Source organism: Amycolatopsis sp. NPDC051071, assembly GCF_040682875.1.
Taxonomy (GTDB): domain Bacteria; phylum Actinomycetota; class Actinomycetes; order Mycobacteriales; family Pseudonocardiaceae; genus Amycolatopsis.
In genome coordinates this window covers 42,164-64,802 of sequence record NZ_JBFBBY010000013.1, presented here as the reverse complement: position 1 = coordinate 64,802, position 22,639 = coordinate 42,164, and the positions used below count along the sequence as shown (strand labels likewise).

Sequence of the window (22,639 nt, the reverse complement as noted above, 5' to 3'; positions counted from 1 at the left end):
GGTCTTCGACGGCCTCGTGCAGTACCACGACCTCCTCAGCGCTGAGCGGCCCCCGCCCAGGTTCCGGCCGTTCAGCGGGAAGACCGCCACCGCGGTCGCCGGGCTGTGCTCGTTGAGCCCGCGCTGCCAGGGTGAATGCGGGTCGCAGAAGTAGATGTGGACTGCACGGATATGTCCGAAGTCCTGTGCACGCGCCGTGATCTGGTTCCAGACCATCACATCGTCGCGGTGTTCAGCCTCTCCGCGTAGATCCGGTACGTGCTTTGCGCCCGGCCGCGGATGCTCCCTCGGCGTTGACCCTCGCGCACAGTGTGGAAACGCTCCACCGGCCCCTTATCCCGGCGGGTCCGTGGACCCGGTTAGGGTGCCTACGTGGGCGCTTACCGTGAGTACCGGCCTCCGGCGGGGCTGGAGCCAGTGGTGGCGTGCGTGTGGGAAAGCGACGCTCTCATCAAGGGCACACAGCGTGTCGTCCCGGACGCGTGCGTCGACTTGGTCTGGCTCGGTGACCGCCTCCTCGTTGTGGGTGCCGACACCATGCCGATGGTCTGGCAGGCGGTCGGTGCGCCTGCCAGCGGGATTCGACTGCGGCCAGGGATGGCAGGCGCTGTTTTGGGCCTTCCGGCTGACGAAGTGCGCGATCAACAAATCCCGCTATCCCTGCTTTGGCCGGCGGTAGCGAACTGCACCGACGGTCCCGAGGCAGCCGAACCGTCGGCGCGGCTTCGGCTGTTGACCGAAGCCGTACTACACCGCAAAGCTGAACCGGACCCGCTCATCGGCGCTGCTGTACGCCGGTTGGGGGTCCGCGGAGCACGCGTCGCGGCCATCGCACATGAGCTCGGTGTCAGTGAGCGCCACCTCAACCGGCGGGTCACCACCGCGGTGGGTTACGGCCCCAAGTTCCTGGCTCGCGTAGTCCGGCTGCGCAGACTGGTCGCCGTACGCGGCGGAGCGCTGGCGGATCGGGCACATACGGCGGGCTACGCCAGCCAGGCGCACATGGCCGACGAGGTGCGGCGCCTCACCGGCCTCACGCCTGTCCGATTTCTGGAAGACGCCACGACGACGGCTGCATAGCCTCCGTTACATGAGTATCGACCTGGAAGCCGCCCGAGAGTTCATCGAATCCACCGCCCGCGTCCTGGAACGGCACCAGCTCGCCGTCCTTCTCGATGACGGGCTTGTTGCGCCCGTATTGTCCGCGCTCAAGCCGTATCAGAACAGCGATGGCGGATTCGGCCACGCGCTGGAACCCGACGTGCGGTGCCCCGGTAGCCAGCCGTCGGCAGCTCTGTCCGCACTCGACGTGCTCACCGAAGTAGAGGCAGTACATGACCCCATGATCACCGAGATGGCCGACTGGATTGCCGCAATCGCCCACCCAGACGGTGGTATTCCGACGGTGTTGCCGTCGGCAGACGGCCACCCCCGCGCGCCGTGGATGACACCCAACACAGAGGCGGGGTTCCTCACCTACGCGCTCGCGGCCAGGCTGTGGCGGCTCGGCGTGCGGCACCCGTGGCTCGAGAAGGCGACTGCCTGGTGCTGGAACCAGATTGACGCGATCGAAAACCCGGCCGGCTACACCGTCAAGTTCGCCCTCGAGTTCCTCGACGCCGTACCCGATCCCGCCCGCGCGGCAGCAGCCGTCGATCGCTTCCGCCCGGCGATCCGCGACGACGGTACGGTCTCCGTCGAAGGGGGAATCGAGAACGAGCACATCCATCCACTCGATCTGTCGCCACGTCCGTCGGCGCCGAGTCGGGCATTGTTCGGCGACAAGACGATCGCCACCGATCTGGATCGGCTCGAAGGTGAGCAACTGGAGGACGGCGGCTGGGATTTCCACTTCTTGCACTTCTCGCCCGGCCAAATCGTGGAACGGCGTGGCGTGGTCACCCTCGGCGCCATCCGGACCCTGCGCGAACACGGCAGGGTCTAACCTACGCCCGACCGGGAGGGACATCGGTCGAGCATGGCCAGATTGCCAGTACAGCTTGTGTGAATTTCTCGCCCGGCAGGCGTCAGCCTGATGCGTTGAGAGACGGGCACGGTTTCCAGGAGTGTGGCGCCAACGGCGTGTAAAAGTTGGTCGACTTGGTGGGCGAGAAGCATGCGGTACCTGACACGCCATGCCCCTGGTCGGCGAGGCTCCGGCCGGGGCGGGCACGATCTGGCTCATGACGCGTGAGACGGCCGAAAGTTCGCTGTACGAGACGATCCATCGGCGGCGGGACACCAGGGGTGAATTCACCGGCGAGCCGATTCCCAGGGAGATGCTGCACCGCGTGCTGAGTGCGGCGCACGCGGCGCCGAGTGTGGGCTTGTCGCAACCATGGGACTTCGTCGTCGTGTCCGATATGGACGTTCGCCGGAGGTTTCGGGAGCACGTGCGCACCGAACGGCAGGTGTTCGCGGACCAGCTGGACGCCGAGCGGGCACGCGTCTTCGCCCGGGTCAAGATCGAGGGAATCCTGGAGTCGTCCGCGGGTATCGTGGTCGGTTACGACCCGGCACGCGGCGCCCCCGCCGTGCTGGGCAGGCACGCCATCGCCGACGCCGGCCTGTACTCGGTATGCCTGGCCATCCAGAACCTGTGGCTGGCCGCGACCGCCGAAGGACTCGGTGTCGGATGGGTCAGCTTCTATCGTGAAGACTTTCTTCGCGAACTGGTCGGCCTGCCGGGAGAAGTCCGTCCCGTGGCTTGGTTGTGCGTCGGGCCGGTGCGCGACCTGCCGGCGGTGCCCGATCTGGAACGCCACGGCTGGCGGGATCGCCTCCCGCTCAGCGCCGTTCTTCACTACGAAAAGTATGCGCGCGCCGAACCCGAATGACAGCCGGATTCCAGCTGACCGCGGATCGGTCTCGGGACACCGATTTCGATGGCGGTAGCCCCGGTGCGGGTGCCGGTGTTGACAAGGGCGGTGGGGACCGGTGGAGGTCAGTCGCGGAGGGTTTCCTGGATGGCGGTGGCGACATGGCGGGCCTGGATGTCGCGTCCGTGGGTGTTGGGGTGCAGGTACCAGGGCAGCGGGGTGCCGAAGAAGTTGACCTGGGATTGCTCGAACAGGCCGCCGATGCCGCGGTCGTCGCCGTCACAGGCGGTGTTGTCGCCGGTGACGGCGTAGAGGTCGACGAACTCGGCGTCGGCTGCGGCGGCCTGGGTGCGCATCAGGTTGTTGAGGCGTTCCTGGATCCTGTCGAACACGGGCAGGGCATCGGTCGGGATGTCGGCCAGGGGCTTGTCGTTCTGCCCGGGTGCGGGGGTCTGGCACTTGTCGATGTTGGCGGGCACGATTCGCGGGTAGCCGACCAGCACGGCTTTGGCCTGCGGCGCGTGGGCGCCGATCCTGTCGAACAACTCCTGCAACTCGCCCTCGACGGTCGTGAATTGGTAGTCGAGCCACTGTTTGCCGTCGCCGGCGGTGAAGAAGGCGGCGCACCGCTCGGCGGGGTCGTCGGGGTCGACCGGGTCGACGGGCAGTGCCCCGCCCTGATCGCGGAAGCGCTGGGAGCACTGCTTGAGGACCTGGACGAAGCCGAGGGTGTTGCCGCCGAGGCTGCCGACGACGAGTCCGGTCTCGTCGCCAAGGGCTTCCTGCTGGGGCGGTTTGCTTGTGAAGCCCGGCAGGCGCTGTTTGGTCCAGAAGTGCTCGGCCAGCGCGCCGCCGCAGGAGCGGTCGGAGGCGATGTCGAGCGGGGTGCCCTGCTCGGCGAGTTCCCGGGCCGCCACCGCCGGGTAGTTCTCCTCGGACCGGAAGCAGTAGTACTCCTTCGGGTCCCAGGGTCCGTGGATGGGGGCGACGCCGAAGTTGGCGGTGTAGGAGTCGCCGAAGAACACCGTCGTCACCGGTTCCGCCCGCGCCGGCTCGTGCGCGGCGGCGGGCACGGTGGCCCCCGCACACACCACCACGGCCACCGCCGCCACGAGCAGGCCACGGCCGCGTCTCGTCGTTGTCACCACTGTTATCCCCTCATCGGTCCGTCCAGCGTCGCCGTCCGACCCGGACGACAGCGGCGGGTCACCGACCCGCCTAGCAATTCAGGCACGACTTGCGCCGCACCGCTGGCAGCGGAAGCGAACTCCACCCGACCGTGCGCCAGGCACCTGGTCTTCGACGACCACCCGGGTGGTGGGAGTGAGCAGACGGCTGGCGCTGAGCCCGAACATCACCCGAAAACTGTCGCTGAAGTGCCCAGGGGAGGCGAAACCCGCGTAGGTGGCGGCGGTGGTCAAGTCAGCCCCGGCCCCGACGGAACCCGCCACGTGCAGCATTCTCGCCCATGACCTATAGCGGCGGAAACTGGTCCCGGTGTGCGCGGAGAACAGGTGCTGGAACCGTGACGACGACAAATTCACCGCGCGTGCCACTTGTGCCGCGGTCAGGCCGGCACCGGGATCGGCGAGAAGTATCCGCAACGCCGTGCGGATCCGATCGTCTCGAGGGTCCCTCACGCCATCCAGCAGGTCGAGCAGCAGCAGTGGCTCCGGCTGGGTCGTGACACGCAGTTGCTCCGCCAAAGCGAGTTCCCGATCGAACCCGAACTGAACGGCCGAGCCGATCCGCCCCGCCATCCGGCTGCCGGTCCGCGCCACCCAGGCTGAACCGGGGTCGAGGTAGGCAAACAACATGCGCCCTTGTCCGGCGCTCAGCCGGTGCCGGGTGCGGGGTGCGATCAGGGCGCTGCGGACCCGTCGTTCACCCGCCTCTCCCACGCGGATGGTGAAGGGCGCGTCGACACCCAGTGCGAAGCAGTGCACCGAACCGGCATGCTCGCCCAGCCGCAACGACGGTCCGAGGTAGGCGGCACACCCCATCCGTATCCACACCGTCGCACGTACCCCAGGGCAGCACGTTTCTGGAAGCGGCAGGTCGTTCATCTCCAGCATGATCACACACGACGAGAGGAATCGACATGTGGCGACGACGGACCGGGCAGACCATGCTTGTCGCGGTAGGGCTGCTCAACCTGGTCCCTGGTACGGGTTTGGTGTTCCCGGAGCGAATGGGCGCGGCTTACGGTGTGGACGTCACCGGCGCCGACTTGGAAACGTTGATGCGGCACCGTGCCTTGCTCCTCGCGGTGGCCGGTGGCCTCGCCGTGCTGGCGGCCTTCCGGTCACGGTTGCGTCCGGCGGCGATCACCGTCAATGCGCTGAGCCTCAGTGGCTTCACCGTGATCGCTCTGACGACCCCGGCGGTCAACACCGAGCTGACGCGGGTGGCGTGGGCCGATATCGCCGGCTTGCTGGTGTTGTCATGCGGCGCGGTCCTCCTCGGCCGGGACCGTCCATGAGCACGGTGGTGTCCTTGGTCGTCGCTCTCTTCTTCCTCGCCATGGGCGGTTACGCGCTCGCCATGCCGGCGGACCTGGTCCGTCCTTTCCGCCTTGTCGCGGACACCCCGGAGAGTCGCTCCGAAATCAGGGCCGTCTACGGCGGATTCGGCATCGCCGTGGCCGCGGTACTCATTGTCGCCGTGCTACGCGGGGGTGAACTCCGGCAAGGCGTGACACTCACCGTCGCGTGTGCACTCGCCGGTATGGCGATCGGGCGGGTGTTCTCCCGATTTCTGGATGGGCGCACCGCGTTCTACCCGATCTGGTTCTACTGCTGCGTCGAATTCGTGGCGGCTGGAATGCTCCTCCTCACCGCGTGAACGACCACGCCGCTGCTGATGCGCGAGGGCAATTTTGCGGTCTGCGAAGTGGGACGCGCGACATCCGTCGATGATTCATTTGCCCGCGATAGCGCGGGGTGGATAGCCGCTCTCTCACCTCAGCGTGGAACACGCCTTCTACGCCAGCACCGGCGCCCCGCCAGTTCGGTGAGCACGTGCAACCAGTACTGGCTGTTGCGTTCGGCTAACAGCCTGCGCACTTCATGATCGGCCAGGACACGCTTGTACACACAGGGGGTGAGGGGCCGCCACGTCAAGTCACTCCTTCGGCCTGAAAATCACGCCCGAGACCGTCACCTCCTTGATCTCGTCGTCCTGTTCCGCCCTCACCCGCAATCCTGGGTCCTAAGTGCTGATGAGTTGCTCGGTAGCCAGCTTGCTCTCAGATTTGTCCAGACGCCTCGGCTGGCACCGTCGATGACCACTTCTTCGAGGGGGCTGAGCCCCTTCAGGACCGGGGGCAGTTGCCAGTCGCTCACCTCACCACTCTTGACGACGACAATGCCCGGGGCAAAGCTCACTGATGACCAGCGTCTACGGCGTCGCATCGGCCGGAATCGCTGCATGGAGGGAACCCGTGCACGACACCGGACTCGAATCCGGGTTCCGCCGAAACACCCCAAAGGACACAACCGTCGCTTGATCAGTCCGGAAACCGAAGGTCGGCTGTTCAGCCGTGGCCATCAAGATTTCGTTCCATCCGCCACATATTCGACCGAGCTTCCTTCTCCGCGTCGACGCCTCGTGGGCTCCTGCGGCGGATCTCGGCAGCTCTGCGACTGATCCAGATCTCCTTACCTTCGGCTTCGCCAGCATTGCGCCCGGCCGCACCGCAGCAGGAGCTGCGTGCCTCGACAGGAATGTCCACCGGCAGCGACACCAATCGCAGGTCGCCGTGTTCGGCGACAACTTTCTTGGCGGCGGCGTGCATCACGGCATAATCCGGTCGACCGGTGCACGGACCGGGATGTGGCGGCACATACGGCCCGTAGTTGGGCAGCGCCATCATCCTGCGATCATATTCCGGCAACTCATCACCGACGGCCCGGTCGATGGCCTGCGGGTAGCCATCGCCGACCTCGTTGCGCAGCCACCAGTCGGCGTCAACCAGTCGGTTCAACACCTCCTGCACCGCAGGCGGGATTTTGCTACCCCACCGCTTCTCGGTCAGCGCCCGGCGGATGTCCATGGCTCTGCGCCTGTCCTCGGACGTGCGGGCGGTGAGGTCAGGCGGCCAGTACTGCTTAGCTTGGTCGACTTCCGGCCACGGCTCCTGCTTGTCAAAGGCACGCTCGACGTCGTTGCGATTGTCGATCCACCACTTGGCCTCGACTAGCTGGGTCAGTCGCGACCAGTCCATCTCGGACATCTTAAACGGCCACCTGTCGCCCCAGCGGTCACGGACATACCGATTGCGGATGTCCGCAGCCCACGACTTCTGGCGTGGACTGCCCGTAGTGATGTCGGGCAGCACACCGTCCCATCGAACACGCCGCATAGCCGTCGCCCCGCCCGTCAATTCATCACCGAACAGCACTACGTTAGCCGAAATGGGGCAGGGTCAGGTTGCCGAACCTGCGGGCGCGTTGGGTAAGACGAGCTTTCGCGGTGATGTCGGTCTGGCCGGGGCCTTAGGCGATGGTCGCGATGAGTCCTTCGCGGCGCAGCATCGGCCGCTGCCCGGCGATCAAGAACGGATGCAGCTCGCGACCGAAAGCGAGTACTGGTTCTGCGTCTGCTTCAAGTGCCAGGACGACAAGGACGCCTTCGATCCCCGGTGGCGACGGGAGATTTGCCGTCTCCACGGACACTGATTCAAACGATGCCGCGTACAGCTTCCACCCGTAGTCCCTAGCCTGTTCGAGCGAATGCGCCGCCCGCCACACATTGCCCCGCCTGCCATGTTTCGCGGCGTCCCCCAGATTCAACCAGAAAAGGAAAGCCCACTCCCGCTGTTCGTCGAACGAGGCCTCAAGCTGCGACGGCAACCACGTCTCCGTCAACCGGCCGGTCCGATCGAGCAGCACCCTGGCGCCTGGGGTGCGCCCGGTCGATCCGATGCAGCGAGCATGCTTGGGCTCGCGGTCAGATGGGGCGTTTCATGTTCAAGCCGGCGAGCAGGATGCCCAGCGCGTAGCGGAAGTCGTCGGTCACCGTGGCGCCGGCCTCGTGGCGTTCCCTGAGGCCGCGGGCCATGAGCGGGAACGGGATCGTCTGAAGCACGGCGGCTTCGTCGGCGGTGCCGGGCCGAGTCTGGTCTTCGACGGCCCGGCCGAGGACGAAATGCAGCAGGACACCGGCGGCCCTGGTGGCGTCGGCGAGCGGGAATCCCGCCCGGTGCAGGACGCCCACCGCGCGCTCGGCGAACTCGCCGAGCGAACGGGCTACCGTCAGGCTGGCGCCGATCGCGATGCGGGGACCGTCACGGTGGCGGAGAAGAGCGGCGTGCAAGGCGAATCCGGCCTCCTCCAACCACGTGAGCCAGGGCGTGCCAGGGGGTGGGAGCTGATCGAGGACCGGTGCCACGATGGCGTCGGTCATGTGGTCGAGCAGTGCGCGTTTGCTGCTGAAGTGCCAGTACAGCGCGGGCGCCTTGACGTCGAGTTCGGTCGCGAGGCGACGGACGGTGAGCTTGTCGAGGCCGTCGGCTTCCAGCAGTGCCAGTGCGCGCCGCACCGCGTCGTGCGCGTCAACCGGCATCTGTACCTCCTTGACAACCTTAACTAGTTAAGGACAATGTAGCACTTAACTAGTTAAGGAGGCGCTGTGGACGCTGACGTGATCGTCGTCGGAGCCGGACCGGTCGGGCTGCTCCTCGCCGCGGAGCTCCGCCTCGGCGGAGCCCGCCCGGTCGTGGTGGAACAGCTCGACAAACCCACCGAGGAGACGAAGGCGCGTGGTATCGGCACGCTGGCCACTGAGGCGCTGTGGCGCCGCGGCCTCGGCCCCGGGCTCGACGAGGTGCATGCCGGTGGCGCGCGAGACCTCGTGCGCGACCACGGCAGCACACGCGGTCATTTCGCCAACATCCACAAGCTCGTCCCGGACCAGCGGCGGCCCGGCACGCTGATCTGGCAGCCGGAACTGGAGCGCCTGCTCGTCGCGCACGCCGAGGCGCTCGGGGTGTCGATTCTGCGCGGGCACGAGGTTGTCGGACTCGAATCCGATCTGGACGCGGTCACCGTCGTCGTGACGACGTCGCGGGGCCGGCAACGGCTGCGCGCGCCCTACCTGGTGGGCTGCGACGGCGGTCGCAGCACGGTCCGCAAGCTCGCCGGGTTCGGTTTTCCGGGGACCCCGGCGTTGCAGCGGTCGATCGCCGGCCGGGCGCGGTTCGTCGGCGATGTTCCCGCCGGGGGGCGGTACCAGGCAGGCACGTTCATGTACGGCGGCAGCATGGCTGGCGTCTCCGAGCTCGCGGTAGGCGATGAACCGGCCGGTCCGGTGACCGCGGCCGAACTGGCCGGCGCCATCCGGCGAGTCACCGGTGGTGACGTCGTCATCGACGAGCTGTACGACGGCCGCCGGTTCAGCGACCACGCCCGCCAGGCCGACACCTATTGCCGCGACCGGGTGTTGCTGGCAGGCGACGCTGCCCACGTGCATTCGCCCAGCGGCGGGCAGGGCCTGAACCTCGGCCTGATGGACGCGATGAACCTGGGCTGGAAGCTGGCCGCTGTCGTACGCGGGGACGCGCCCGGAGCGCTGCTCGACACCTACACCCGTGAACGGCATCCCGCGGGCGAAGCAGTACTACGCAACACGCGGGCTCAGTCCGCGCTGCTGGCGCCCGGCTCCCATGTCGACGCACTACGGGAGATCGTCGCGGAATTGATGGACATTCCGGCGGCGAACCAGTACTTCACAGAGCTGCTGTCCGCCGTGAACCTGCGCTACGACTTTCCCTACCCCGCGCAGGATCCGGTCGGGCGGCACTGCCCCGACTTCGAACTCGTGGCCGACAACGGCACGACGTCACGGCTGCACGAGCACATGCGGTCTGGCCGCGGACTGCTCCTGATCACGCCGCATACACGGGAACTCGCGCAGTACGCGACCGGCCGGGTCGACGTTGTTCCGGTGACGAACAGCGAACCGCTGCTGCTCCGACCCGACGCTGTCGCGGCCTGGACATCGGACGACCACGAATCACTCAGCGTCGCTTTGGACACCTGGTTCGGCCACCGACCTCACTAGCGCAGCGGCCGAGCCGCGGCCCACGCGTCGGCCGCTCCGGCGCACACCAGTTCGCAGTCACCGGTTGCATCACCTTGCGCTGGAACCCGTCGCCGATGCTGCAATGATCCGGAGTATCCAAAGAAGTCGACGTCGGCATCGACCTCACGACCGGAAGCTTGACACTCGAAGAACCTCAGATCGAGGTTCTAAGCAAGCACTCGTTCAGGATCGCCTTCGGCGACGAAGCTCCGACGGACAACGTTCGATGGAAGGGCCGCGGGCCGCTGGGGCGGGTTGTGGCGGGCAACCCCAAGTCTAAGAACCCCACGCACGCTACGCTGCTGGCCCGCTGGTTCCGGAGCACGACGTTCGACGAGGCCGCCGCCGCGCTGGATCGTCAACGCATCCTCTGGCAGCGCTACCGGACCTTCGAGGAACTCGGCCGCGGTGCCCTCCGCGACCTCGATCTGTTCGGCGAGATCGACCAACCCGGTATCGGCACCTGGCCCCGAAGTCGCCGATCCTCGTCGACGGCGGCCGCGTCGCTCCCCTCGCGGCGCCGTCGGTCGGCCAGCACAACGCCGAACTGCTGTAGCGCGTTCTCAGTGATACGCCGCTGAACGGTTTTCACTCGCCGCCCATGACGACAGGAACCGAAGGCCGTCGTGGGCGGCGCTGCCGGGCTCGGCGGTCCAGACGATGAGCTGCTGTTCGGGATCACTCGTACAGGTGAGCGCGTCCCAGTCGAGCGTCAGCTCGCCCGCGACGGGGTGGCGAAGCGTCTTGCTCCCCCGCTCGCGGGCGGTGACGCGGTGATCGCCCCACCACGTGCGGAAGTCCTCATCCCTCATGGACAGTTCACCGACCAGGGCGGCCATCCGCTGGTCGTGCGGGTTGCGACCGGCTTCCATCCGGAGCATCGCCACGGCGGCGCGGGCCATGGCCTCCCACTCGACGTGCAAGCTCCTGAAAGTGGTGTCGGAGAACATCAGCCACACGTAATTCCGCTTCTTTTCCGGGATCTCCGAAAAATCGACCAGCAGTGCGGAAGCCATCCGGTTCCAGCCGAGTATGTCCATTCGCCTGCCCAGTACGAGCGCGGGGCTCGTGGTCAGTTCATCCAGCACCCGCAGCAACTGTGGCGACACCTTCTGCGCGGATTGACGGCGTGGCCGTTCGGCTTCTTTTCCGGCGAGTTCGAACAGGTATTCGCGTTCGTCGTCGTCCAGATGCAACACTCGCGCGAGGACGTCGAGCACCGGCGCGGACGCCTGCCTGCGGCCCTGTTCGATACGGGTGTAGTAGTCGGGGCTGATCGAGGCCAGTAGGGCGACCTCCTCGCGGCGCAGCCCTTTGACTCGCCGTTTCGCCCCGATTTCGGGCAGCCCGACCGTCCGGGGGCTCACCTCGGACCGCCGGGCCTTGAGGAACTCCCCCAGTTCGTTGGTGTGGTCGTCGCTGCTCATGACCCCATTGTCGCAACAGGCGCAACTCGGGAGCCTGGGCCAATTGTGTCCCTGGACAGTGGTGTGCGGGGCTGGAACCGTCCCATTGTAGGAGCACGCGACGCGTGTGAGTCTCGGATACGAGGCCGAACGAAATGCCCGGCCGAATAGAAGTCGAAAGAAAGATCCCACGATGAAGACGAACGTCACCTTCCCGAGCGCCGGGCTCGCGCTGGCCGGTCTCCTGTTCACCCCGGACGACCACACCGGCGCCCCGCTGCCCGCTGTCGTCGTGTCCCACCCTGGCGGTGGCGTGAAGGAGCAGACCGCGTCGATCTACGCCGAGCGCCTGGCCCGCGAGGGTTACGCCACCTTGGTGTTCGACGCCGCGTACCAGGGCGAAAGCGAGGGCCTTCCCCGCGGCCTGGAGAACCCCTTCCAGCGTGCCGAGGACGTCCGGGCCGCGGTCACCTACCTGACCACCCGCGACGACATCGATCCGGCCAGGATCGGCGCGCTGGGCATCTGCGCGTCCGGCGGTTACGTCCCGTTCGCCGCGCAGACCGACCACCGGATCAAGGCCGTCGCCACGGTCAGCGCCGTGGACATCCGCAGTCTGCTGGTCGAAGGCCTCGGCCGCACCCAGGGCCCGGAGGTCCTCCAGGCGATGCTGGACCAGGCGGGTGCGCTGCGCACCGCCGAGGCACGGCGCGAGGCCCCGGCCGTGCAGAACTGGGCGCCGGAAAGCCCCGAAGGGCTTGAGGAAGCTCCCACCCTGTACCGCGAGGCCCAGGACTACTACCGCACCCCGCGCGGCGGGCACGCCAACTCCACCAACGAGTGGCCGCTGCGCAGCATCGACCAGATCGCGCAGTACGACTCCTACGCGATGATCAAGCTGATCGCGCCCCGGCCGCTGCTGATGATCATCGGCTCCGACGCCGACACCGGTTACTTCAGCCGTGAGGCCATCGAGCAGGCCGACGGTCCCAAGGAGCTGTTCGTCATCGACGGCGCCACCCACGTCGCCCTCTACGACCAGGACAAGTACGTCATCCCCGCGGTCACCAAGCTCACCGGCTTCTTCGGCGAACACCTGACCGCCTGAACGAGAGGAGAACACCCATGGAATCCGTGACGTTCAAGAACCGCACCTGGGACGTCGCCGCGGACGTCCGCTTCCCGGAGGGTTTCGACCCGGCCAAGAAGTACCCGGCGATCATCTGCGCCCACCCGATCAGCAGCTGCAAGGAGCAGACGTCCGGCAGCATCTACGCCGAACGGCTGACCGAGCTCGGCTACGTGACCTTGGCGTTCGACGCGTCGCACCAGGGCGCCAGCGGCGGCGAGCCGCGCTACCTCGAAGACCCCGCCACCCGGGTCGAGGACTTCCGCTGCGCGATCGACTACCTGGTGACGCTGGACTACGTCGACGAAGACCGCATCGGCGTGGTCGGTGTCTGCGGCGGCGGTGGCTACGCCGCGAACGCCACGATGACCGACCACCGCATCAAGGCGCTGGGCACCGTGGTCGCCGCGAACTACGGACGGCTCATGCGCGAAGGTGATCTGAGCGCCAACGCGGCGGTCGCGACGCTCGAGGCGATCGGCAAGCAACGCACGGCCGAGGCCCGGGGCGCGGAGCCGCACATCACGACCTACATCCCTTCCTCGGTCGAGGAGCGGGAAAAGGCCGGAATCACCGACGTCGACATCGTCAACGCCGTCGAGTACTACACCACCCCCAGGGGGCAGAGCGCCGGCTCTCCCAACAAGCTGCGCTTCTCCGGCCTCGAAGCGGCGGTCGGCTTCGACGCCTTCCACCTCGCCGAAGTGCTGCTGACGCAGCCGCTGCAGGTCATCGTCGGTGACGTGCCGGGCGGCTTCGGGTCCTACCGGGACGGATTCGAACTGTTCGACCGGGCCCGCTCGGAAAAGAAGGACATCTTCATCGTCCAGGGCGCGAGCCACTACGACCTGTACGACCAGCCGAAGTACGTCGACCAGGCGCTGGCGAAGCTGGGTACCTTCTTCGAAAAGAACCTCTGATCAGACAGCGAAGGGGGGCGACCGCCGATGCGGTCGCCCCCCTTCGGCCGTCCTCAGTCCTCGAAGAGCCTGACAAGGGTGTGCGACACCGACGGGATCCCAGTCCAGCACGGCAAGTCAGGTGTGACCCGCCCGCAAGGCATAGCGCCGCTCGGCGTAAGCGAGGTCGTCCCGCCAGAGACGCGCCGACGCGCGCCGCATCATCGGACGCAGTACCGGCGCGATCCTGGCCGCGTTGGCGAAACCAGGCCGGTCAGACGTCGCGATCGTCGCCTCGATCACAGCGGTGCGAGGGCGGCCGTCAGAACCTTCCCCGAGTGGGGTGGCGTGTGTTTCGACCACGCTGCCCGCACCCTCGCCGTCGACGATGGTCATCAGGACCGTTCGTGGTTCCGGGCAGGTGAACTCGGCGATCACCGGCACGCCCAGCTTCCCGGCGATCCGGAAGGTCACTTCGACGACGAACTTGTCGTCGGCGTCGGCGACGTCGTTGCCTCGCGGAGCGGCCAGAACCCGCAGCCGCGTGAACGAGTACGGATGGAACCAGGCGCCGTGCCACGGGTCGAGACGGTTCGCGACGATGTCCACCGGTTCACAGATCCCGGTCAGCGTCGCGACCGCGTCGACCGCCAAGCCGCCTTGAGGACGGGTGGGCACGATCGGCTGTTCCGTCGGCGTTTCGCCCCCGAAGCGATCGAGCCGGACCCAGACCAGCACACCGTCGTCGTAGGACGGCAATGGCGACCAGCCAGAGCGCTCCGGCCCGACTCGAAGCCCATGCCAGCGGCATACCAGTTCTCCACAGTGGACACGAGCCTGATCCAGCGGGGCGCCGAGATGAGGACACGCACCGGGACCGATGGTCAGGCCACCGTCGACACCACGCCAAGCGACCAGTTCTCTGCCGGCGGCCCGTACACCACTCGGCCGGTCCTCGCCGATCTCGCGACTGGCCGCGACGACGAACCAATTGCCCGCAGGCCGGGAATCAGCGCGCTTGACCGCTGCGTCGATCAGAGCGGGGCTGCATTCGCGGTACGTCGGGTCCTGCCGGGCCCAGGTCGGTTCGCGGAACGGCTGGACCGGCCACTTCGCCGGCCACCGCTCGACCACCTGCCGCCTGAAACCCACCAGAAACCCTCCTGACCTGCGAGACCGGCCGGAATGGCCCGTGCCAAGCTCATTTTCTGGCACGTGAAGCGATTCCGCAACGGTTCCGCGAGCGGTTCAAGCCTTCAAGCGCTCTGCCGCGAGGTCCAAGGCGTCCGCGAGGTTGTTCACCCAGCGGGCATCGTGCGCGTTGAGTCCCTCCCAGCCCGGACCTGCGACGACGACCTCGAACCCGCGGCGCTGCAACCGCTGACAGAGCAGGTCGTCGACGGTGTTGGCGGACATCGACCACAGCACGATCAGCGTCGGATCCACTTTGGAGGCCATGCCGACCATGGTCTCCGCGGGCACCATCTGGCCGAGATAGACCGCGGGGATACCGACCTCCACCATCGACGCTCGCAGGACTTCGACCGGCAGGCTGTGCCGTTCGTCCGGACAGCAGGCTATGAGCACTCCGCGTTCCGAAGGCGTCTTGGCGAACCGGGCGACGTAACGCTGGAGCGCCAGGGACACCTCGGTGGTGAGGGCCCACTCCGACTCGAAGCACACATCCCCCCGAAGCCAGCGGCCGCCGAGGTTGCGCAGGATCGGCAACAGCACCTCTGTCCACATGGCCGCCGCGCCCAAGGCGCCGAGGGTCTCGTCCAGCAACGCCGCGATGGATACGAAACTGAGGTCTTCCGCGGCCTGTTCGATCTCGTCGACCCGCCGGGCGATCGAGATCTCGGGAATCGCCTCGTCGACGCCCGAGAACGCCGCCGCGGCGGCCTCGCGGGCGCGGATACCCCGATCGATGAGCCGTTGCATATGCTGCAGTCGGCGGATGTCCGCGTCGGAGTACCGGCGATGGCGTCCATCGGCTCGCAAAGTGGGGCCGATGCCGTAGCGCGCGGCCCAGGTCCGGAGCGTGACCGGCGAAACGCCCAGCACCTCGGCGACCTTACCGGGGGCCCACGAACCACCCGCTTGAGAGCCGCCACCGCCGCTCATCTGGTCGACGTCCATCCAGCACCACGTTTCCATCACCCAAAACCGTCGTTGACGCGCCCGCCACCCGCGAACTCGAGCTCCGCTGGACACAGCTGACGACTGGTCATGTTCGCACTTACGGATACGGCATCTGGCGATTCGAAACCACCCGTGACGCGACAACATCACTTTCAAGCTCTACGCGTTGTGTTTCGTCGCGGAGATATCCGCGCTCCCAGTCTACTGAGTTCACCCAGTGTGTGTGCGCGAACACAGTCCGGGGGTGCCGAGCCGGACCACGGAGGGTGGCGGCACCTTGCCACCCTCGTTGACAAGGCGGCCACTTCGATTCATGAGCGATCCGGGTTTACCTCTCTGAAGTCAGGGGTAGCCGAGGGCTCCGCGCCTCACAGCCAATGACGCTCAGGTTGCAGGGGTGGCGCCGGATCCAGTAGACATGGTGCACCAGCCATGAAACGGTTGCGAATCGAATTATCGATCGGCTGAGGGGGCAAGGATGGCGTCGATCACCACGGCGGACGTAATGCCGTCGGAGGAGGCGCGGGTCGCATGGCTGGACGCCCTCGGCGAGCGTTGCCTGGCTGAAGCACACCGTTTCGCCGAAGCGCGGGCGCTCGACCATTTTTCCGGCCACCGTGAAGGCGAACTCGCGAAAACCGTGATTCCTCAGTTCGTCGCCGGTGGAAAATCGCTGCGCCCGATGTTCGCCTATGTGGGCTGGCGATGCGGCGGACCGGAATCGGATGCCGCGTTGCGGGCCGCGTCGAGCTTGGAATTGCTCCACTGTTTCGCGCTGGCACAGGACGATGTCATGGACGGCTCACTGCTGCGCCGCGGCCGACCCGCACTGCACATACGGTTCGCGCGCTGGCACAGCGAACAGGGCTGGAGCGGATCCGCCGACCGGTTCGGCGAATCCGCGGCGACGCTGTTCGGAGATCTGTTCCTGGTCTGGTCGGAGCAGATGCTCCGGGAATCCGGCCTGGACACCGAGAGCCTGTCGCGTGGCTGGCCAAGATACGACCTGATGCGCGCTGAACTGGCCGTGGGGCAGCTTGCCGACCTTGTCAACGACGCAAGGGAATTCCCCAGCTGGGAAACCCTTCTCGACGTCCTGCGCCGGAAGTCGGGCAACTACACCGTCCGCAGGCCGTTGGAGTTCGGCGCGGCTCTGGCCGGTTGCGGGCCGGACGTCCTGGACGCCCTCGCCGACTACGGCGAACTGGTGGGCGAGGCGTTCCAGTTCCGGGACGACCTGCTCGGCGTCTTCGGAGACCCAGCGGTCACCGGAAAACCCGCCGGCCAAGACCTTCGCGACCGGAAAGCGTCCAGCGTCGTGGTGCTCGCCGCCGAGATGGCCGACCGGCGACAGCGCGCGGAACTCGACGAACTGCTCGCGCTTCCCACAGTGGATGACGAAGCCGTGTCCCGCTGGCGCCGGCTCATCGTGACGTCCGGGGCTCGCGATCGTCTCGGCGAACTCATCAGGGAACGCGCAGATAAGGCCGTCGCGGCGATCGACCCCGCCCTCTTCCCCCCGCACGCCGCGGATTCACTCTCCATTCTGGCCGTCAGGTGCACGGAGCGCGACCAATGAAATCCGTGCCCGGCCGGACGGACCGGATCGTCGTGGTGGGAGCGGGACTGTCCGGTCTGGCCGCGGCACTGCACCTGGCGGGCCGGGGCCGCGAAGTCACCGTTCTCGAGCGGGATCCGGCTCCCGGTGGCCGCGCGGGACGCGCCGAGCGGAAGGGCTATCTGCTCGACACCGGACCAACCGTGCTGACCATGCCGTCGATCCTGCAAGACACCTTCGGCGCAGTGGGCGCGGAACTGCGCGACGAACTGCCGCTGACTCGACTGGATCCGGCCTATGTCGCGCACTTCGCCGACGGCAGCAAGCTTCCCGTGCACACCGACGCGGCCGCGATGACCGACGCGGTGCGGAAGTTCGCCGGTCCCACGGAGGCCACGGGTTATGTCCGGCTGCGCGAGTGGCTGACCCGGCTCTACCGAACCGAGTTCACCCGGTTCATCGACTCCAACATCGACTCACCGCTGGGCATGCTCAAGCCCGACCTCGCGCGGCTAGTGGCGCTAGGCGGCTTCCGGCGGCTCGACGGCAAGATCGGTTCGTTCCTGTCCGACGAGCGGCTGAAGCGGGTCTTCACTTTCCAAGCGCTCTACGCGGGCGAGTCGCCGATGCGGGCGCTGGCGCTTTACGCGGTCATCTCCTACATGGACACCATCGGCGGCGTGTACTTCCCGCCCGGCGGTATCGCGGCACTCCCCCAGGCACTTGCCAGGGTATCCGCCGCGAACGGCGTCGAATTTCACTACAGCGACCCGGTCCAGGCGCTCGAACGCAAGGGCGGCCGGGTCACCGCCGTCCGGACCGCGGGTGGCGAACGTCATCCGTGCGACGCGGTCGTGCTGACGACCGAGCTACCGGAGAGCTACCGCCTTCTCGGCCGGAGCCCTAGACGTCCCGTTCCGCTTCGGCCCGCGCCGTCGGCGCTGATCGTGCACACCGGCGGGCCCGGCGACCACCCGGAAGTCGGGCACCACACCATTTCGTTCGGGAAGGGCTGGCGCTCGACCTTCGACGAACTCATCACCACCGGACGCCGGATGACCGATCCGTCACTGCTGATCACCCGGCCGACCGCGACCGACCCCGGACTCGCACCACCCGGCCGTCAGCTCTACTCCATCCTCGCTCCGGTACCGAACTTGGACCGTGGACCGGCGGACTGGGCGACCGAAGCGGGTCCCTACGCGGAGGAGATCCTTGCCGTGGCACGCCGACGACAGCTGCCGGACTTCGAACCCGACTTCACCGAGATCATCAGCCCCGCGGACTGGGCGGCCCGGGGCCTGGTGGCCGGAACACCGTTCAGCTACTCGCATTCCTTCGGTCAAACCGGTCCGTTCCGGCCCGGCAACCTCCCGCGTAGCACCGAGAACGTCGTGCTCGCCGGAGGCGCGACCGTGCCAGGAGTGGGTGTGCCGACCGTGCTGATCTCCGGCAGGCTGGCCGCCGACCGGATCACCGGTGTGCCCGACGGCCGGCGCTCACGCATGGTCGATCTCGCGGCGGAGGCGAACCGATGACCCGCGGTGAACTGAACGCCGCCGGAATCCACGACCCCGGGCTGCGACGCGCCTACACCTGGTGCCGCAGCCTGAATGCCCGCCACGGCCGCACGTACTTCCTGGCGACCCGCATGCTGACCCCGGCGCAACGACCCGCCGTCCACGCGCTCTACGGCTTCGCTCGCTGGCTGGACGACATCGTCGACGAGCCCGATCCCGAAGACACACCCCGATCTCTGGCCGCTCGCTTGTCCGAAGTGGAGGAACGCTTCCGCACCGACCTGGCCTCGACCGTGAGCGAAGATCCCTTGCTGACCGCCGTGATCGACACGGCCGCCAGGTATCAGTTGGAGGAACGGCTTTTCCGCGCTTTCTTCACGTCGATGAGGATGGATCTGAGCGTGACCGACTACGCCACCCGCGAAGACCTCGACGTCTACGTACACGGCTCAGCCGAGGTGATCGGCCTGCAGGTGCTCCCGATCCTCGGTGCGGTGTCTCCTCGCGAAGAAGCGGCTCCGAGAGCCGCCGCGCTCGGCAAAGCGTTCCAGCTCACCAACTTCCTTCGCGACGTCGCCGAGGACTTCGCGCGCGGACGCGTCTACCTTCCCGCCGACGAACTCAAGGCACACGACGTCGATCGCGAACGGCTCTCCTGGTGCGCGGAACACGGCCGGGCCGACGCACCCGTGCGGGCCGCGATCAAGGAGCAGATCGCCATCACCCGGGAAATCTACGCCGATGCGCGGCCGGGCATCGCGATGCTGCATCCGGTCTCGCGACCCTGCGTCGCCACCGCCGCCACCCTGTACGGGCAGATCCTCGATCGGATCGAAGAGGCGAATCACGACGTCTTCGCCGGCCGCGCCACGGTGTCCCGGCGCCGTCGGCTCTCGGTCGGCTGCCGCGCGCTGGCGCGTTCGCGTTGGGCCCGCACCAGGCATCCCGCGCCCGCTCCCCCATCGGCGGTGGACTGAATGGGCAAGGCCGAATACCTGATCGTGCTGACCGCGTGCGTTCTGGTGACCCTGCCACTGGAGTTCGCCGGGGCCCGCGTCTACCGGCAGCCGAAGCGGCTCGCCCGCGCGGTGTTTCCGGTGGCGATGGTATTCCTGGTCTGGGACGCGCTGGCCATCGCGGCCGGAGTCTGGGACTACGCGCCCGAATTCGTCACCGGTGTCAACGCCCCGTTCGCCATCCCGCTGGAAGAGATCCTGTTCTTCATTGTCATCCCGGTATGCGGCGTGCTGACGTACGAGATGGTGCAGCTCACGCTGGCGGCGATCCGGCAACGCGGTGGACAGGTGGGCAGGCGATGATCCCGTGGGGCTACACCCTCCCGGCCGTCGCGGCGATGATCGTGGTCGTGGCCTTCGAGCTGGCTGTGCTGAAGACCGGGTTGTTCCGCAAGCTCGCCTATTGGCTCACGATGACCATCGTCACCGGCTTCCAGATACCGGTCGACGGCTGGCTGACGAAGCTGTCCGCCCCGATCGTCCTCTACGCACCCGAGCACATCACCGGTTGGCGCTTCCCTTGGGACATCCCGGTCGAGGACTTTCTCTTCGGCTACGCGCTGGTGACAGCGGTGCTGCTGTTGTGGGAACGGGCCCGGCCACGAGAGGCGGCACGATGAACGAGCTGGCCAAAGACGGCCTGCCGCGCGATTCGGTGCCGTCGGCGTTCGACACGGAGGCACGCTGGTACGACCGGCTGGTCGGCGCCAATCCCGGCTATCACCAACACCTCCGGCTTTCCGCCCTGAGGCTGGACATTCCACTGCGAGCGCCCGGTTTGCGCCTGCTCGACGCGGGCTGCGGGACGGGGGCGTCGACGGCCGCTTTGTCGTTCGTGGCACCGGCCGCGCGGATCACGGCGTTCGACGCGTCCGCCGAGATGCTGGCCAGGGCTCGCGCGAAGAGCTGGCCACCTTCTGTCGAGTTCGTGCACACCCCGGTCGAGGAGCTCGCCGGAGTCACTGGACCTTTCGACGCGATCCTGGCGGCGTACCTGCTGCGCAACCTCACCGACCCGACCGCGCAACTGCGCCGCCTGCGGGGTCTGCTCCGGCCCGGCGGCCGGATCGCCGTGCATGAGTACTCGGTCCGCGACTCGCGGCGAGCCCGCTGGATCTGGAACGCCGTGTGCGCGGGCGTGATCATCCCTCTCGGGAAGCTCACCACCGGTGACGCGACGCTCTACCGCCACCTTCGCCGCAGTGTTCTCGAGTTCGACGGGCTCCGCGCACTCGCCCAGCGTCTCACCGACGCCGGGTTCATCGACATCCACACCGCGACCGTCCCCGGCTGGCAACGGGACATCGTGCACACCGTCGTCGGCACCGCCCCGCAGGAGACCTCGTGACCCGGCCACAGGACCCGAAGGTCGTCACCCGCCCGGCACCACGCGGCCTTGCCGACGCCGGCCAGCTCGGCGAACGCCCGACCGTGGCGGTCGTGGGTGGCGGCATCGCAGGGCTCACCGCGGCGACCGGACTGGCCGAACGCGGCGTCGACGTCACCGTCTTCGAACGCGAAAATCATCTCGGCGGGCGTGTCGGCGGCTGGCGGGAACAGCTGCCTGACGGCACCTCGGTGACGATGAGCCGCGGATTCCACGCGTTCTTCCGCCAGTACTACAACTTGCGTGCACTGCTGACGCGCACCGATCCTCATCTCGACCGGCTCACCGCACTGGCCGACTACCCGCTGCTCGACTCCCACGGGCGCACCGACACCTTCGCCGGACTCCCCCGCACACCACCCTGGAACGCGCTGGCGTTCGCCTGGCGAAGCCCGACCTTCACCCTCAAGGACCTGCTCCGGATCAGCGGCCGCGACGCCCTGCCCCTGGCGACGGTCAGCGTGCCCGACACCTACCACCGGCTCGACCGCACCGACGCCTCCTCCTTCCTCGAAGCGATCAACTTCCCGGCGGCCGCACAACACCTCGCGTTCGAAGTGTTCTCCCGCAGTTTCTTCGCCGACCCGCACGATCTGTCTGCCGCGGAACTGGCGACCATGTTCCACCTGTACTTTCTGGGATCCAGCGAAGGTCTCGTCTTCGATGTGCCGACCGAACCGTTCCCTCAGGCGCTGTGGGATCCGCTCGCCGGCTACCTCGCCAGCCGCCGCGTCGACATCCGCACCGGCACGCCCGTCACAGCTCTCGGCCAGGACAGAGACGGCTTCGAAGTCGAGACCGGTGGCAGCACGGAGCACTTCGACGGCATTGTCCTCGCCTGCGATGTCGCCGCGCTGCGTACAGTCGTCGAAGCCTCCCCCACTGTCGGGACCGAGGCTTGGCGGACCGCGATCGGGCAATTACGCACAGCTCCGCCGTTCCTGGTCCGGCGGCTCTGGCTCGACCGTCCTGTCGCAGCACAGCGGTCGCCGTTCCTCGGCACCGGCAGCGTCCCTCCACTGGACAACATCAGCCTGCTCGACCGATACGAGGGAGAAGCCCGGCGCTGGGCCGCTCGCACCGGCGGTTCGGTGGTGGAACTACACGCCTACGCGGCCACCACAAAGGACTCCAGCCGGTTGGAGAAAGCCTTGGAAAAGCGTCTCCATGAAATTTACCCGGAGACCCGGGACGCGTGCGTCGTCGGCGAGAAAACGTTGTGGCGCCAAGACTGTCCGCTGTTCGGACTCGGCGACTTCGCCCGGCGGCCCACAGTGGAGACCCCCGAAGTGGCCTTGGTACTCGCGGGAGACGGCGTCCGGATCGACCTGCCGGTGGCCCTCATGGAACGCGCGGCCGCGACCGGCTGGGCCGCGGCCAATGCACTGCTGCGGCACTGGGGTCTCGCCGGCCACCCCATCCGATCCGTGCCGAACCACGGACGCATCAGCCTGCTCAACCGGCTCGCCACCTCGAAGTACTTCACCGGGACATCTTGAGGGTGACTGTCGCGGTGTTCGGAAAGTTTCCGTTACGTAGCGGGGCAGCCTACTTCGCCGACTTCCGCCCCTTCAACCTGCTGAGGACAAAGGACGCCAGCCCGGACTGGATCAAAATGCCCGCAGGTCGATCCGAACGAGGGACCATGGAATTTGGTGGGTATTGGTGAAGCACCACTAT

The 22,639-nt window shown here is 67.4% G+C and carries 24 protein-coding genes; 16 read left to right on the top strand and 8 right to left on the bottom strand.

The window, feature by feature from the left end:
* Window positions 1–372: 372 nt before the first annotated feature.
* The 3 genes from AB0M65_RS07015 (at window position 373) to bluB (ending at window position 2,837) form a co-directional block, all read left to right on the top strand.
* Window positions 373–1,080, top strand: coding sequence for a DUF6597 domain-containing transcriptional factor (locus AB0M65_RS07015; protein WP_364022691.1), 708 nt, complete (start codon window positions 373–375; stop codon window positions 1,078–1,080).
* Between the two features lie 10 nt (window positions 1,081–1,090).
* Window positions 1,091–1,945 carry a hypothetical protein gene (locus AB0M65_RS07010; protein WP_364022688.1) on the top strand — a complete coding sequence of 285 codons (855 nt, stop codon included), beginning with the start codon at window positions 1,091–1,093 and terminating at the stop codon, window positions 1,943–1,945.
* Window positions 1,946–2,183: 238 nt separating this feature from the next.
* Complete coding sequence (gene bluB, locus AB0M65_RS07005; protein WP_364022798.1) at window positions 2,184–2,837, top strand: 5,6-dimethylbenzimidazole synthase; 654 nt, start codon at window positions 2,184–2,186, stop codon at window positions 2,835–2,837.
* Between the two features lie 107 nt (window positions 2,838–2,944).
* Here bluB and AB0M65_RS07000 read toward each other — a convergent pair whose 3' ends face one another.
* Window positions 2,945–3,964 (bottom strand): SGNH/GDSL hydrolase family protein, encoded by a 1,020-nt coding sequence (locus AB0M65_RS07000; protein WP_364022685.1) that lies wholly within the window; start codon window positions 3,962–3,964, stop codon window positions 2,945–2,947.
* Between the two features lie 81 nt (window positions 3,965–4,045).
* Window positions 4,046–4,822, bottom strand: a complete 777-nt coding sequence (locus AB0M65_RS06995) for an AraC family transcriptional regulator (protein ID WP_364022682.1) — start codon at window positions 4,820–4,822, stop codon at window positions 4,046–4,048.
* Between the two features lie 98 nt (window positions 4,823–4,920).
* On the opposite strand from AB0M65_RS06995, the gene AB0M65_RS06990 reads away from it, so the two are divergent.
* Both AB0M65_RS06990 and AB0M65_RS06985 read left to right on the top strand, forming a co-directional pair.
* The gene (locus AB0M65_RS06990) at window positions 4,921–5,301 is read left to right on the top strand and encodes a hypothetical protein (protein ID WP_364022679.1); all 381 of its coding nucleotides are present in this window, start codon (window positions 4,921–4,923) and stop codon (window positions 5,299–5,301) included.
* Entirely contained in the window at window positions 5,298–5,663 is a 366-nt protein-coding gene (locus tag AB0M65_RS06985) for a DUF4345 domain-containing protein (RefSeq protein ID WP_364022676.1), read from the top strand. The genes AB0M65_RS06990 and AB0M65_RS06985 overlap by 4 nt, the downstream gene beginning before the upstream one ends.
* A 691-nt stretch (window positions 5,664–6,354) precedes the next feature.
* Here AB0M65_RS06985 and AB0M65_RS06980 read toward each other — a convergent pair.
* The 3 genes from AB0M65_RS06980 to AB0M65_RS06970 all read right to left on the bottom strand — a co-directional run bounded on the left by AB0M65_RS06980 (window position 6,355) and on the right by AB0M65_RS06970 (window position 8,384).
* Window positions 6,355–7,221, bottom strand: a complete 867-nt coding sequence (locus AB0M65_RS06980; protein WP_364022673.1) for a hypothetical protein — start codon at window positions 7,219–7,221, stop codon at window positions 6,355–6,357.
* 94 nt (window positions 7,222–7,315) lie between these two features.
* Window positions 7,316–7,711, bottom strand: a complete 396-nt coding sequence (locus AB0M65_RS06975; RefSeq protein WP_364022670.1) for a hypothetical protein — start codon at window positions 7,709–7,711, stop codon at window positions 7,316–7,318.
* A 58-nt stretch (window positions 7,712–7,769) separates the two neighbouring features.
* On the bottom strand, window positions 7,770–8,384 hold the full coding sequence (locus tag AB0M65_RS06970) for a TetR/AcrR family transcriptional regulator C-terminal domain-containing protein (RefSeq protein WP_364022667.1): 615 nt from the start codon (window positions 8,382–8,384) through the stop codon (window positions 7,770–7,772).
* Window positions 8,385–8,450: 66 nt separating this feature from the next.
* Between AB0M65_RS06970 and AB0M65_RS06965 the strand changes: the two genes are divergently transcribed.
* Together AB0M65_RS06965 and AB0M65_RS06960 are read left to right on the top strand one after the other, a co-directional pair.
* Window positions 8,451–9,881, top strand: a complete 1,431-nt coding sequence (locus tag AB0M65_RS06965; RefSeq protein WP_364022664.1) for an FAD-dependent monooxygenase — start codon at window positions 8,451–8,453, stop codon at window positions 9,879–9,881.
* A gap of 158 nt (window positions 9,882–10,039) precedes the next feature.
* A complete protein-coding gene (locus tag AB0M65_RS06960) occupies window positions 10,040–10,483 on the top strand; it encodes a hypothetical protein (protein ID WP_364022661.1) in 444 nt (147 codons plus the stop codon).
* Here AB0M65_RS06960 and AB0M65_RS06955 read toward each other — a convergent pair.
* Window positions 10,466–11,329: a helix-turn-helix domain-containing protein gene (locus AB0M65_RS06955; protein WP_364022659.1), complete on the bottom strand. Its 864-nt coding sequence runs from the start codon at window positions 11,327–11,329 to the stop codon at window positions 10,466–10,468. The two genes, AB0M65_RS06960 and AB0M65_RS06955, sit on opposite strands and share 18 nt — an antisense overlap.
* A 172-nt stretch (window positions 11,330–11,501) precedes the next feature.
* Between AB0M65_RS06955 and AB0M65_RS06950 the strand changes: the two genes are divergently transcribed.
* Together AB0M65_RS06950 and AB0M65_RS06945 are read left to right on the top strand one after the other, a co-directional pair.
* Window positions 11,502–12,416 carry an alpha/beta hydrolase gene (locus AB0M65_RS06950; RefSeq protein WP_364022656.1) on the top strand — a complete coding sequence of 305 codons (915 nt, stop codon included), beginning with the start codon at window positions 11,502–11,504 and terminating at the stop codon, window positions 12,414–12,416.
* Window positions 12,417–12,433: 17 nt separating this feature from the next.
* Window positions 12,434–13,357 (top strand): alpha/beta hydrolase, encoded by a 924-nt coding sequence (locus AB0M65_RS06945; protein WP_364022654.1) that lies wholly within the window; start codon window positions 12,434–12,436, stop codon window positions 13,355–13,357.
* Window positions 13,358–13,474: 117 nt separating this feature from the next.
* On the opposite strand, the gene AB0M65_RS06940 is transcribed toward AB0M65_RS06945, so the two are convergent.
* Window positions 13,475–14,488, bottom strand: a complete 1,014-nt coding sequence (locus AB0M65_RS06940; protein WP_364022651.1) for a DUF5914 domain-containing protein — start codon at window positions 14,486–14,488, stop codon at window positions 13,475–13,477.
* Window positions 14,489–14,584: 96 nt separating this feature from the next.
* Entirely contained in the window at window positions 14,585–15,475 is an 891-nt protein-coding gene (locus AB0M65_RS06935; protein ID WP_364022648.1) for a MerR family transcriptional regulator, read from the bottom strand.
* Window positions 15,476–15,956: 481 nt separating this feature from the next.
* Between AB0M65_RS06935 and AB0M65_RS06930 the strand changes: the two genes are divergently transcribed.
* Genes AB0M65_RS06930 through AB0M65_RS06900 form a run of 7 tightly spaced genes read left to right on the top strand, consistent with a single transcriptional unit; the run spans window position 15,957 to window position 22,458 of the window.
* Entirely contained in the window at window positions 15,957–17,057 is a 1,101-nt protein-coding gene (locus AB0M65_RS06930; protein ID WP_364022645.1) for a polyprenyl synthetase family protein, read from the top strand.
* Window positions 17,054–18,574: a phytoene desaturase family protein gene (gene crtI / locus AB0M65_RS06925; protein WP_364022642.1), complete on the top strand. Its 1,521-nt coding sequence runs from the start codon at window positions 17,054–17,056 to the stop codon at window positions 18,572–18,574. The genes AB0M65_RS06930 and crtI overlap by 4 nt, the downstream gene beginning before the upstream one ends.
* Complete coding sequence (locus tag AB0M65_RS06920) at window positions 18,571–19,533, top strand: phytoene/squalene synthase family protein (protein WP_364022639.1); 963 nt, start codon at window positions 18,571–18,573, stop codon at window positions 19,531–19,533. The genes crtI and AB0M65_RS06920 overlap by 4 nt, the downstream gene beginning before the upstream one ends.
* Window positions 19,534–19,875: a lycopene cyclase domain-containing protein gene (locus AB0M65_RS06915; RefSeq protein WP_364022637.1), complete on the top strand. Its 342-nt coding sequence runs from the start codon at window positions 19,534–19,536 to the stop codon at window positions 19,873–19,875. It abuts the gene before it with no gap.
* On the top strand, window positions 19,872–20,192 hold the full coding sequence (locus AB0M65_RS06910; RefSeq protein WP_364022634.1) for a lycopene cyclase domain-containing protein: 321 nt from the start codon (window positions 19,872–19,874) through the stop codon (window positions 20,190–20,192). The genes AB0M65_RS06915 and AB0M65_RS06910 overlap by 4 nt, the downstream gene beginning before the upstream one ends.
* A complete protein-coding gene (locus AB0M65_RS06905; RefSeq protein ID WP_364022631.1) occupies window positions 20,189–20,920 on the top strand; it encodes a class I SAM-dependent methyltransferase in 732 nt (243 codons plus the stop codon). Before AB0M65_RS06910 ends, AB0M65_RS06905 begins: the two co-directional genes overlap by 4 nt.
* The gene (locus AB0M65_RS06900) at window positions 20,917–22,458 is read left to right on the top strand and encodes an FAD-dependent oxidoreductase (protein ID WP_364022628.1); all 1,542 of its coding nucleotides are present in this window, start codon (window positions 20,917–20,919) and stop codon (window positions 22,456–22,458) included. The genes AB0M65_RS06905 and AB0M65_RS06900 overlap by 4 nt, the downstream gene beginning before the upstream one ends.
* Window positions 22,459–22,639 lie beyond the last annotated feature (181 nt).

Coding starts and splice junctions, on each gene's coding strand:
- AB0M65_RS07010 (WP_364022688.1), top strand. CDS start 1,091: ATGAGTATCGACCTGGAAGCCGCCCGAGAGTTCATCGAATCCACCGCC.
- bluB (WP_364022798.1), top strand. CDS start 2,184: ATGACGCGTGAGACGGCCGAAAGTTCGCTGTACGAGACGATCCATCGG.
- AB0M65_RS06995 (WP_364022682.1), bottom strand. CDS start 4,822: ATGGGGTGTGCCGCCTACCTCGGACCGTCGTTGCGGCTGGGCGAGCAT.
- AB0M65_RS06990 (WP_364022679.1), top strand. CDS start 4,921: ATGTGGCGACGACGGACCGGGCAGACCATGCTTGTCGCGGTAGGGCTG.
- AB0M65_RS06985 (WP_364022676.1), top strand. CDS start 5,298: ATGAGCACGGTGGTGTCCTTGGTCGTCGCTCTCTTCTTCCTCGCCATG.
- AB0M65_RS06970 (WP_364022667.1), bottom strand. CDS start 8,384: ATGCCGGTTGACGCGCACGACGCGGTGCGGCGCGCACTGGCACTGCTG.
- AB0M65_RS06955 (WP_364022659.1), bottom strand. CDS start 11,329: ATGAGCAGCGACGACCACACCAACGAACTGGGGGAGTTCCTCAAGGCC.
- AB0M65_RS06950 (WP_364022656.1), top strand. CDS start 11,502: ATGAAGACGAACGTCACCTTCCCGAGCGCCGGGCTCGCGCTGGCCGGT.
- AB0M65_RS06945 (WP_364022654.1), top strand. CDS start 12,434: ATGGAATCCGTGACGTTCAAGAACCGCACCTGGGACGTCGCCGCGGAC.
- AB0M65_RS06935 (WP_364022648.1), bottom strand. CDS start 15,475: ATGGACGTCGACCAGATGAGCGGCGGTGGCGGCTCTCAAGCGGGTGGT.
- AB0M65_RS06930 (WP_364022645.1), top strand. CDS start 15,957: ATGGCGTCGATCACCACGGCGGACGTAATGCCGTCGGAGGAGGCGCGG.
- crtI (WP_364022642.1), top strand. CDS start 17,054: ATGAAATCCGTGCCCGGCCGGACGGACCGGATCGTCGTGGTGGGAGCG.
- AB0M65_RS06920 (WP_364022639.1), top strand. CDS start 18,571: ATGACCCGCGGTGAACTGAACGCCGCCGGAATCCACGACCCCGGGCTG.
- AB0M65_RS06915 (WP_364022637.1), top strand. CDS start 19,534: ATGGGCAAGGCCGAATACCTGATCGTGCTGACCGCGTGCGTTCTGGTG.
- AB0M65_RS06910 (WP_364022634.1), top strand. CDS start 19,872: ATGATCCCGTGGGGCTACACCCTCCCGGCCGTCGCGGCGATGATCGTG.
- AB0M65_RS06905 (WP_364022631.1), top strand. CDS start 20,189: ATGAACGAGCTGGCCAAAGACGGCCTGCCGCGCGATTCGGTGCCGTCG.